Here is a 12,207-nt window from a genome sequence, read left to right on the forward strand (position 1 = left end):
GTAGGTGACGCATAGCACGCGTCGATTCCGGCGATCGACTCGGAACCGAGTACGGCCATCCGGTTCGCGGAGACGATCGTCGGCGCCGCGATGGGCGTCCACTGCAGCTCGTAGAGAGCGGCGTCGTCCGCGGTCATGGCGCCGCGCAGCTGGTGCACGTCGTAGGGCCGCATGACGACCGCGTCGACGGAGACGACCGGCCGGCCCGAATCATCCACGGTCGCCACCGAGATCGTCTCCGGCCCGGAGGCTACCGCGATGACACGCAACCGCGTCGCCTTCACCAGCGGCTGATGCAGCCGGGCCCCACCCCAGCGGAACAGCAGCCGGCCGGTGTCCGGGTCGCCGTCCTGATCGCGCCAGACGAGTCCGGCCAGACCGGCGTGCATCACCAGATCGAGCAGTGCCGGATGCAGATCGAACCGTTCCGGATCGGATGCGGCCACGGTGTCCAGGGCGATCTCGGAGAAGACCGTCTCGTCCCGCTGCCACGCGGCCTCGACCCCGAGGAACGCCGGACCGTATTCGAGGCCGGATCCGGTGGCGATCCGCTCGGGAATCCATGCGGTATCGAGGATTTCGGCGTCGGCGGGAGGCCACGGCTCGTCGCGCAGGCGGTCGAGTAGCGTATCGCCGCCGTCCCACGCGGGGGCCAGCACGCCGCTGGCATTGCGCACCCACTCCCCCGCTTGGCGGAAATAGAAGACGAACGGCCGTCGCCCGCTCGGATCCGGCTCCCGCACCGACACCTGGAGTTCGACCTCGTCGTCACCCGAGGGCAGGATCGGCGCCTCCAGGGTGAGCTCGTCGAGGACATCGCATCCGATGCGGCCGCCCGCGACCAGCAGGAATTCCACGAGGGTCGCACTCGGCAACACGACGGTGCCGTAGGTCATGTGGTCGGCGACCCAGGGATCGGACGACAGCGAGAACCGGCCGGTGAAGACGAACTCGTCCGAACCGGCCACCGGCACCACGCCGGTGAGCAGCGGGTGGGCCGAGGGGTCGCCGGCGCTCTCACGCGGCGGCAACCAGAAGCGCTGGTGACGGAAAGCATAGGTGGGCAGCGGAACTCGACCTCGCGGCCGGTGCCCGAACAGGGGCGTCCAATCCACCCGCACGCCCGCGACATGGGCGTGCGCCAGCATGGTCAGCAACTGCCGGGTTTCGTCGTGATCGCGGCGTGCGGCGGCGGCCACCGTGGAGTCAGCGGTCTCCGGCAGGATCCGGCGAGTCAGCGCCGCCAGCACCGCATCCGGTCCCAGCTCCAGGAATCGGCGCACGCCCGAGGCGGCCAGCGTCTCGATCCCCGGCGCGAATCGCACCGCGGCCCGCACCTGCCGCACCCAGTACTCGGGTTCCAGTATGTCGTCCCCGGCGAGCTGCCCGGACACATTCGACACCATCGGCAACCGCGGCCGATGGTAGGTCAATTCCGCTGCTACCGACTCGAATTCGGCCAGCATCGGGTCCATCCGGTGCGAGTGGAAGGCGTGGCCGACCCGCAACCGCGTCGTCTTCGCGCCCTGCTCGGCGAATCGGGCCTCGATCCGCTCGATCGCCTCCTCGTCACCCGAAACCACCAGTGCGCCGGGCGCGTTCACGGCGGCAACCGACACCCGGCCCGGATGCTCGGCCACGGCGTCGTTCACCTCCGCCTCGGTCGCCGCGACCGCCAGCATCGCGCCACCGTCGGGCAGCGCCCCCATGAGCCGGCCCCGCGCGGCCACCAACCGGCAGGCATCCGCGAGTGACCACAGCCCCGCCAGATACGCCGCCGCGAGTTCGCCGATGGAATGGCCGATCAGCACATCCGCGGTGACACCGAAGGATTCGAGCAGGCGATACATCGCCACCTCGAAGGCGAACAGAGCCGGCTGCGTGAACTCGGTGCGATCCAGCAGCGCGGCGTCACCGAACATGACCTCACGCAGCGAACGGTTCAGCATCGGATCGAACTGCGCGCACACCGCATCCAGCGCCTCGGCGAAAACCGGGAACGCCTCGTACAGGCCCGCGCCCATGCCGATCCGCTGCGCGCCCTGACCGGTGAACAGGAACGCCGTCCGCCCCGCACCGGCGACGCCGTCGACGATGTCGGTCCCCGGACGCGCCGCGGCGAGATCGGCCAGCCGCGCGAGCACCTCGTCGCGATCGCGGCCGAAAACCACACTGCGCGAATCCAAGTGCGCACGGTCGGTGGCCAGCGCGCGGGCGACCTCGGCGAGATCGGCCTGCGGCCGCTCCGACAACCAGGTGCGCAGCGTCGCCGCCTGCGCCCGCAGGCCCGCCTCCCCCTTGCCCGAGACCAGCAGCGGGATGCTCGCAATGACGGTATCCGATTGCGCCACAGCGCTTTCGACGCTTTCCGCGGCCGGCGCCTCCTCGAGGATCACGTGGGCGTTGGTGCCGCTGATCCCGAACGACGACACACCGGCCCGGCGCACCCGATCGCCGGCGGGCCACGGTTCGGCATCGGTCAGCAGCCGCACCGCGCCCGCCGCCCAGTCCACATGCGGGGACGCCGTGTCGGCGTGCACTGTGCGGGGCAACCGCTCGTGGCGCAGCGCCTGCACCATCTTGATCACACCCGCCACCCCGGCGGCGGCCACGGTATGCCCGATATTCGACTTCAGGGATCCGATCCGCAACGGTTCCCCGCGGTCGTGTCCGTAGGCGGCGATCAACGCCTGCGCCTCGATCGGATCACCCAGCGTGGTGCCGGTGCCGTGCGCCTCGACGGCGTCGACGTCGCCGGCCGACAAGCCCGCATTGGCCAGGGCCTGTGCGATCACTCGTTCCTGCGACGGCCCGTTCGGGGCGGTCAGCCCGTTGCTCGCACCGTCCTGGTTCACCGCGCTGCCACGGACGACGGCCACGATGTCGTGGCCGAGCCGCTGTGCGTCCGACAGCCGTTCCAGCACGAGCACACCGGAACCCTCCGACCAGGCCACACCGTCGGCGGCGGCGGAGAACGCCTTGCATCGGCCGTCCGGTGCCAGACCGCGCTGCCGGGAGAAGTCGACATACAGGTAGGGACTGGCCGCGATGGTGACACCACCGGCGAGCACCAGTGAACTGTCGCCCTGACGCAGCGCCTGACAGGCCAGGTGCAACGCCACCAGCGACGACGAGCACGCCGTATCGACCGTCACCGCCGGACCTTCCAGGCCGAACACGTAGGCGACGCGGCCGGAGATGACACTGTGCGATGTGCCGGTCAGCCGGAAACCCTCCAGGTCACCGGTCACCCGTCCGGCGTAGCCCGACGAGCAGGCGCCGACGAAGACACCGGTATCGCTGCCGCGCAGCGAGGTCGGGTCGATACCCGCGTCCTCCAGGGCTTCCCACGATGTTTCGAGCAGCAGGCGCTGTTGCGGGTCCATCGCCAGCGCTTCGCGCGGGCTGATCCCGAAGAAGGCGGGGTCGAAATCGGCTGCGCCACTGAGGAACCCGCCGTGGCGGGTGTAGACCGTACCGGGCTTTCCCGGATCCGGATCGAAGAGCCGGTCCAGGTCCCATCCGCGATCGGTGGGGAATTCGCCGATCGCATCCCGGCCCGCGGCCACCAGATCCCACAGATCCTGCGCGGATCGCACCCCGCCGGGGAAACGGGCGCTCATGCCCACGATCGCGATCGGTTCGTCCGCGGTGCCGCGCCGCGTCGCCGGCAGGTGCTCGCGGTCGGCGCCGGTGATCCGTTCCCGCAGCAGTGTGGCGACGGCGGTCGCGGTCGGATGGTCGAAGACGAGCGAGGCCGGCAAGGCAATTCCGGTGGCCCGCGTCAGCCGGTTCTGCAGTTGCACGCCGCTGACGGAGTCGAAGCCGAACTCGGTGAACGGCAGCGTGGGGTGGATCGCCTCGGCCGACTCGTGACCGAGGACGGCCGCGGCCTGCTCGCGAACGATGTCGAGCACGAGGGCGTCGTGCTGATATTCGGGGGCGTCGCGCAGTCGCCGGGCGAGTGGTGTGTCATCCCAGTCCGCGGTCTGTTCGTCGCCGCCGGCCTCGACCTCGGGAATCCGCGCGGCGGTCGCGGCGCGGGCGGCCGGCGTAGCGGACGCGACCGCGCGACGCTGAAACGCGTACGGCGGCAGATCGACTCGCGTTCCCCCCGGCACCAACGCCCGCGGCGCCACCGGCATACCGGCGCAGAATGCCTGGGCCAGCGAGGCCAGGAACCGTTCCGGCCCGCCCTCGCCGCGCCGCAACGACCCGACGACCGCTACCTCCGCGCCCGCACCGGCCGCTTCGGCGGTCACCCCCACGCCCATGGTCAGCACCGGATGCGGACTCGCCTCGACGAAACCGTCGACACCGTCGGCGATCAGCGCGGTGACGGCATCGGCGAATCGAACCGGCTCCCGCAGGGACCGATACCAGTAGCCGGCATCCAGTTCCGCGGCATCCACCCGCTCAGCGGTCACCGTGGAGACCATCGGCACGGACCCGGTGCGCGGGCGGATGGGCGCGAGTTCCGTGAGCAGCCGCGAGCGGAGCCGCTCCACAGCCTTCGAATGTGATGCGTAGTCCACCGGAATGCGGCGGGCCCACACTCCGTCACCGGCGCAGGCGGCGACGAACTCCGCCACCGCCTCGACGTCACCGGCGATCACACTCTGAGCGGGCCCGTTCACCGCGGCCATCGACAGCCGATCGCCGTACGAGGCCAGGCGTTCGCGCAGCGCGTCCGCGCCGAGCCCGATCGAGGCCATCGCGCCCTGCCCGGCCAGTTCCTCGGCCACCGCCCGCGACCGCAGCGCCACCACCCGCGCGGCGTCGGACAGCGACAGCCCGCCGGCGATGTGGGCGGCCGCGATCTCACCCTGCGAATGGCCGATCACCACATCCGGTTCCACACCGGCCGCACGCCACATCCGCGCCAGCGACACCATCACCGCGAACAGCACGGGTTGCACCACGTCGACCCGGTCCAGCGGGGGCGCGTCGTGCGCACCGCGCAGCACGGCCGTCAGCGACCAGTCCACGTAGGGCGCCAACGCCGCGTCGCATTCGGCGATCGACTCCGCGAACGCGCCGCCCGCGTCCAGCAGGCCCAGCGCCATACCCTCCCACTGGCTTCCCTGTCCTGGGAAGACGAAGGCGATCCGCCGTGGCGCGGCCCGCCCGACAGCGGGTTCGATCGCCACCGCGGGCGCGGCCGGGTCGGCCAGGGCCGCCAAGCCCGCCAGCAGGTCGTCGCGGTCCCGGCCGACGACGCTGCCGCGCCATTCCATTCGGGCGCGGGTGGTCAGCAGGGAGAAACCCACGTCGGCCGCGGTCGGCTCCGGATGGCGCAACAGCCATTCCCGAAGCCGGGCCGCCTGCGCCCGGACGCCGCCCTCGCTCCGGGCCGAGACCACCCACGCCACCGCGCCGGTGTCGTCGTCCGCCGTGGCCGGGCCGGCGCCGGGCGCCTCCTCCACGATCACGTGGGCATTCGAGCCGCCCATGCCGAACGACGACACCCCGGCCCGGCGCACCGCTGCCGCGGGCCAGCCCTCGGTATCGGTGACGACGCGTAAACCCAAGTCTCCGAGCGGGATTCGCGGATTCGGCGTCTCGAAGTTCAGGCTCGCGACCAGTTCCCGGCGGGAGAGGCACAGCACGGTCTTGACCAGGCCCGCGATACCCGAAGCGCCCTCCAGGTGACCGATATTGGTCTTGACCGAGCCGACGGCCAGCGGGGTGTCGCGATCCGGGCCGTAGGTGTCACCGAGCGCGGCCGCCTCCACCGGATCACCGGCCGGTGTCCCCGTGCCGTGCAGTTCGACGTACTGCACCGACGGCGCGTCGACGGCCGCCGCGGCCAGCGCGGTGCGGATCGCCGCGGCTTGCGCGTCACGGCTGGGCGCGCTCAGCACGCGGCGCTCGTTACCGGTGGCGACCGCACTGCCGCGGATCACGGCATGGATCCGGTCGCCGTCGGCGATCGCGCGGTCCAGGGATTTCAGCACCACCATGGCGCCGCCCTCACCCCGGACGAACCCGTCGGCCCGCGCGTCGAAGGTGTAGCAGGCGCCGAGTGCCGACTGTGCGCCGAACTGCTCGATCCGCTCGCTGCTGGTCGGCGACAGAATCAGATTCAGACCACCGGCCAGCGCCAGCTCACTCTCCCCGCTGCGCAGGCTCTCGCAGGCCAGATGCACCGCGACCAGCGACGACGCCTGGGCGCTGTCGACCAGGACGCTCGGGCCGCCGAAACCGAAGTAGTTCGAGACCCGGTTGGCGATGATGCCGCGCCCGACTCCCCACAGCGAGTGGCGGCCGACGCCCGGGCCACCCTGCGAGGCGAGGAGTTCGGCGAAATCGCTTCCGGTACAACCCAAGAACACGCCGTAGCGCCTGCCGTCGCTCGCCGTGGCGGTCAGGCCGGCGTCCTCGAGCGCCTCCCAGCCCAGCTCCAGTGCCAGCAGTTGCTGTGGGTCGATCGCCCGCGCCTCGTTGGGCGAGATCCCGAAGAAGTCCGCGTCGAAATCTCCTGCGGTACTCAGGAAACCGGCTCGCTCGGTGATGTTCTCCCGCCCGGCCGGCGCCGCGCCGATCGCGGCACGCCCATCTCTGAGCAACTGCCAATAACCGTCGAGATCGGCCGCCCCCGGCATTCTGCAGGACATACCGACGATAGCGACGGCATTTGCCGATCCGGTCACCTCTGAAATTCCTTCCTCGATGAACGCGCGAACTCGCGAACACCCTCACCAATTGCCCGGGAGAGTACGAATTCTGCTTCTATACAACGTTTTTCGACGCGTTCACGGCCCAGCGAAGAGTCCCGAACGATATATGAGCGTCATCCACACGCGACCGGATTCGCTTCGGAGCGGACGAGGCCGGCCGCTCCGATATGCCGGATTCCGTACGGCAACCGATCCACGGGTAACCGACGCCAAAGCGCCGGAGGGTATGCCGGAGTGTCGAGGCGCGCGGAGAAGAGGTAGTGCCCGAGCGGGATGCGTACGCCGCATCTACGCGACGGCGCCGTGATCTATCACAAGGATCCCTTTCGGGGTTCGTACAACAGCACAGGACTCATAGTTACTGAACAGTATTTGGCCGCTCCAGGCCTTACCAGCAGTGGGAACAGTGTGACGTGCGCCGCTACCCCACGGCCGGTATCGAGGCCGAAAACCGCGCACTGCCTGCGAATTCGCCTCGTCGGAGCCACAACACCCACACTGACGACCGCTCCGGACCCTCCGGGTGCGGCGCTCATGCGCCGCGAATCCTCGATGCGCCGCCGCGGATCCGCGCCGAGTCGCCGCGAGGACACACAGGGGCCACGGCGAGAACACACAAAGACCCCGATGGGAAACGAAAAAGGTCCCGGAACCTTGGTTCCGGGACCTTTTCACTAGTAGCGGGGACAGGATTTGAACCTGCGACCTCTGGGTTATGAGCCCAGCGAGCTACCGAGCTGCTCCACCCCGCGTCGGTGAACACAACATTACACACGAGTCGACAGACGTAGCAAATCCGGTGGTCAGGACCGATTTCGGGGAGCACCGCCGCGATCTTGCCCCCACCGCCGCAACGTCCCGCCCACGAAATACCGACCGGCCATGCGCGGATCGCATCGACACCGACCACCGAAATCCCACCCGCGAGCGCGCGAATCGGACGAACCGGCGACTCGATACGGAAACCTCGCAACACCTCGAATGAGGAGAACTCTCGTGGGAAACGCGCGCGTTTCCAAAAAGCAGGCCGGAAAAACGTGACCAGGGCCACTGTTTCGGCGTGATTCACCGCACATAACGACCACATAACGCACGACCGGAATGCCCGAACACTGCATAGCCAACCTGCATCAACGCTCGAATCCGGTTATTCGCTTCATGCAATTGTCTCTGTTATCAAGACGTGATCTGTCGAGATCTGTTCGTTATGGTCGAGTGCGGCCCGGATCGAACCCGTGATGGGCATCCAGACCCGAACCGCTGCACACCGGCAACCCTGCCCCGCGGTTCGGGGATCCCCGACCTCCTGGGGGCAGGGACGCGGCGGAACATCGCCGGGCCGGCGGGCGCAGGGAGGGACACCACCATGAACAAGAACCGGAAGATCAGCAGTCGCGCCCTCGGCTTCGCCGCCGTCGCCGGCGCCCTTGTTGCCGTCCCGTTCGCAGCTTCCACCACTGCTTCGGCTGCGCCCGCCCACGACTGGGACGGTGTCGCGCAGTGCGAGAGCGGCGGCAACTGGAATATCAACACCGGCAACGGCTACTACGGCGGTCTGCAGTTCACGCAGTCCACCTGGAGCGCCAACGGTGGCAGCGGCTCGCCGCAGAACGCGAGCAAGGACGAGCAGATCCGCGTCGCGGAGAACGTGCTGCAGACCCAGGGCCCCGGCGCCTGGCCGGTGTGCGGTCAGTACCTGCGCTACGCGCCCGCCGAGGAGACCCAGCCGGCGCCGGCCCCGCAGCCCGAGCCGACCGCTCCGGTGCAGCTGCCGAACGACCGCCAGGACCTGATCAACAAGGCCACCGACGCCGGCCAGCAGGCCGCGCAGCGGTTCGGTGTGGGCCACCAGTTCCAGCAGATCCTCGAGCAGAACAGCGGTCTGATCGACTCCCTGGGCCGCTGACCGCGGCGCGGTAGTTCCGCGCACGCTGCGACCCGAACACGAACGGCGCCCCGGATGATTCCGGGGCGCCGTTCGTCGTCGATCACCGGCAGCCGGTTAACCGCCGGCCTTGTTGTAATCGTCGATGGCCTTCTGCAGACCTTGCAGCGCCTTGCCCAACTGGCCGAGGTCACCGGACTTCTGCGCATCCTCGACGCCCTTCAGGGCGTCGTTGAGTTCCTTGACCGCGGCGTCCTTACCGGCCGACCCGGTCGTGGGCGGTGGCGCGGTCGTGGACGGCGGCGGCGTGTTCTGATTCGACGGCGGTGGTGAGGTACTGCCCTGCTGACCGGGCGGGTTGATCGCCGCCTGGCCGGGCTGCTGCGTCGTCGCGGCGCCCAATCCGTCCTGGACGTCGTTGAGGGCATCACCCAGCGTGGACTGATAGCCCACCTTGTCACCGTAGGAGGCCAGGACCTTCACCAGCTGTGGGAACGACGCCGTGGTCGGCCCGCTGTTGCGTTCCAGATACCAGGGTTCGACGTAGAGGATGCCGCCCTCGCCGATGGGCAGGGTGAGCAGATTCCCGTATTTGATCTTGTTGGTGTTGCCACCGGTCAGCAATGTCCGATCGTTCGAGACCCGGGCATCGGTGGTCATCGACGTCTGGACCTGTTGCGGGCCCGGCGTCTGCGAATCCGTCGGCAGCTTGAGCACCGTGAACTTGCCGTAGTTCTCCGGATCCGACGCGACCTGGATATAGGCCGCGAGGAACTGGCGTTTGAAGCCGACCATCGCACTGGTCAGATTGAACTGCGGCCGACCGGTTTTCGGATCGCCGATCAGCACGTAGTACGGCGGCTGATGCGCGTTGGTCGGGGTGTCGGAGGTCGGATCGTTGGGGACCGACCAGAACGCGTTGTTGGTGAAGAACTCACGCGGATCGTTGACGTGGTAACGCGCCAGCATCTCGCGCTGCACCTTGAACAGATCCTCGGGATACCGGAAATGCGCACGCAGTTCCGGCGAGATCTCGCTCTGCGGCTTCACCGAGTTCGGGAACACGCCACGCCAGGCGTTGAGCACGGGATCGGTGGGATCGACGTCGTAGAGGTTGACCGTGCCGTCGTAGGCGTCGACCGTGGCCTTCACCGAGTTGCGAATGTAGCTGACTTCCTTGCGCGGCAGCGTGCGACCGGTGTTCTGGTCGATGCTGTCCTCGACCACGCCTTCCAGCGAGGTGCGTTGCGCATACGGGAAGTTGTCCAGCGTGGTGTAGGCGTCGACGATCCACAGGATGCGCCCGTTGACCACCGCCGGATACATGTCGCCGTCGGTGGTCAGCCACGGTGCCACCTGCTGCACGCGGCTGCGCGGATCGCGGTTGTAGATGATCTTCGAATCCGAGCCGATGGCGCCGGAGAACAGGATGTTGCGTTCGGCGTACTTGGCGGCGAAGGCGAGCCGGTTGAACCAGTTGCCGATCGGCACACCGCCCTTGCCGGTGTAGGTGTACTGGTCGGTGCCGGTGTCGTATTCGCGCGGCGGCTGGTTGTTCCCGCCCACGATCGCGTAGTCGGCATCGGATTTGGAGATCATCTCGCCGTAGTAGATGCGCGGCTGATCGACCGGGATGGCCTGCTTGTCCTTGGGCGTGAACAGATCGCTCACCGTCGACTTGTCGCCGACGTTGAAGACCGGATATCCGTATCCGCCGCTGGAGCTGCTGGTGCCGGCGCCGGTGGCGGCCTGCTGAGTTTCCTTGGGCGGGGCCACGTTCACCCGGTTGGCCGGGGACGCGACGAAGCCGTCGCCGTGGGTGTAGACGGTGTGCTTGTTGATCCAGTCGGTCTGGTTACCGGACAGGTTCTGCGGCACCAACTCGCGAGCGGCGACGATGTAGTCCTGCTTCTCGCCGTTGATGGTGTAGCGGTCGATGTCGAGCGGATCCGGGAAGCCGTAGAAGTTCTGCAACTGCTGGCGCTGGATGAAGGTCTGGGTCAGCAGATTCGGATCAAGCAGCCGGATATTGCCGATGGTCTGCTGATCGGCCGGAATCGAGCCCGGATCCTTGGTCTGCGAACCCTTGTAGTCGACATAGGAGACCTTGTCGTCGGTGAGCCCGTAGGCCTGCCGGGTCGCGGTGATGTTGCGTTCGATATAGGTCGCTTCCTTGGTCGCGGCGTTCGGGCGCACCTCGAACTGCTCGACCACCAGCGGCCACACCGCGCCGACCAGGATCGACGACAGCAAGAGCAGAGCGGCCGCCATCGCGGGCACGCGCAGATCGCGCAGCACCACACCGGCGAAGAACGCGACCGCGCAGATGATCGCGATCGACATCAGGATCAGCTTGGCCGGCAGCACCGCGTTGATATCGGTGTAGGAACCACCGGTGAAGGTGGGCTCCTTGCGGGTGCTCGACAGCAGCGAATACCGGTCGAACCAGTAGGCGACCGCCTTCAGCACCACGAATGTGCCGGCGATCAGCGCGAGCTGGATGCGGGCCGGGCGGGTCAGCGTGCCCTCACGCCCCGACAGCCGCAACCCGCCGAAGATGTAGTGCGTGACGAGATTGGCGAAGAACGCGATCACCACGGCCACGAACAGCCAGTTCAGCAGCAGCTTGTAGAACGGCAGATCGAAGGCGTAGAAGCCGACGTCGATGTTGAACTGGGGATCCTTGATCCCGAACGAACCGCCGTGCAGGAACAGCTGCACCGTGACCCAGCTCGACTGCGCGACCAGGCCCGACAGCAGGCCGACCAGTACCGGGATGCCGATGCCGAACAGCCGCAACCGGCCCATCACCGTGGTGCGGTAGCGCGCGATCGGATCGCTGGGACCAGACACCGGGACGAAGACCGGCCGGGTGCGGTAGGCGGCCAGCAGCGCGAGCCAGACCAGGGCCCCGACCACGACCGCGACGATGAGGAACAACAGAAGCCGGGTGACGAGCACCGTGGTGAACACCTGGCGGAAGCCGACCTCGCCGAACCACAACCAGTTGGTGTACGCGTCGGTCAACCGCGGGCCGACCAGCAGCAACGCCGCGATCACGAGCGCGGTGATCAGCAATATCCGGCTGCGTCGAGACAGCGAAGGTAAGCCTGTCGGGGGGCGCATGCCCACGATGCCACTCTCCCAGGTCCGGCGGCGTACCGAAGCGATTGTCGGCCGATACACCGCAGTCCGATGATGCGTGTGGTCCCTGCGGACCGTCTCTCGCGCCCCACTCTACGTAAAACGGGTCGGCTTGGATCGCGATGGCTCCGGTATGCCGTGGCGGGGACGCGGGCGCTCGTGGTGGACGTACAGTGTCGGCCGTGACTGTGGACAATCCCTCCTCCGCCCTGTACCGCTGCATCCGGGACGTGGCCGAGTTCGCCGATACCGAGGGCTGGGATCAGCCGCCGCAGTTGTTCGCGCTGGTGCCGACCGCCGACCTGGTGGCCGCCGAGCCGACGCTCGAGGATCAGCTCGACGACGGGGCCGCCTTGACTCCCATTGCCCAGGAACCGCTTCCCGACGATCTGAGCGGCGATTCGATGGCCCTCGACGAATTCCTGGCCACCACCAGCTGGCCGCCGGCCGTCGAGGGGGTGGTGCTGGTGCAGCAGATCGTGGTGCTGCCGCCGAACG

At 68.3% G+C, this 12,207-nt stretch carries 4 protein-coding genes and 1 tRNA gene; 2 read left to right on the top strand and 3 right to left on the bottom strand.

The genetic code is table 11. The annotated features are described in order from the left end of the window. A partial coding sequence (locus tag ON23_RS20520; RefSeq protein WP_245556026.1) for a type I polyketide synthase occupies window positions 1-6,653 on the bottom strand: 6,653 nt, incomplete at its 3' end. A gap of 705 nt (window positions 6,654-7,358) precedes the next feature. Beyond that, window positions 7,359-7,432 (bottom strand) — tRNA-Met (locus ON23_RS20525). 614 nt (window positions 7,433-8,046) lie between these two features. Between ON23_RS20525 and ON23_RS20530 the strand changes: the two genes are divergently transcribed. Continuing rightward, window positions 8,047-8,586, top strand: coding sequence for a transglycosylase family protein (locus tag ON23_RS20530; RefSeq protein ID WP_039780150.1), 540 nt, complete (start codon window positions 8,047-8,049; stop codon window positions 8,584-8,586). A 96-nt stretch (window positions 8,587-8,682) separates the two neighbouring features. Here ON23_RS20530 and ON23_RS20535 read toward each other — a convergent pair whose 3' ends face one another. Continuing rightward, on the bottom strand, window positions 8,683-11,697 hold the full coding sequence (locus ON23_RS20535; protein ID WP_083904111.1) for a UPF0182 family protein: 3,015 nt from the start codon (window positions 11,695-11,697) through the stop codon (window positions 8,683-8,685). Window positions 11,698-11,831: 134 nt separating this feature from the next. On the opposite strand from ON23_RS20535, the gene ON23_RS20540 reads away from it, so the two are divergent. After that, a partial coding sequence (locus ON23_RS20540) for a PPA1309 family protein (RefSeq protein ID WP_373282210.1) occupies window positions 11,832-12,207 on the top strand: 376 nt, incomplete at its 3' end.

Source organism: Nocardia cerradoensis NBRC 101014, from assembly GCF_000308535.1.
Classification (GTDB): domain Bacteria; phylum Actinomycetota; class Actinomycetes; order Mycobacteriales; family Mycobacteriaceae; genus Nocardia; species Nocardia cerradoensis.

Coding starts and splice junctions, on each gene's coding strand:
- ON23_RS20530 (WP_039780150.1), top strand. CDS start 8,047: ATGAACAAGAACCGGAAGATCAGCAGTCGCGCCCTCGGCTTCGCCGCC.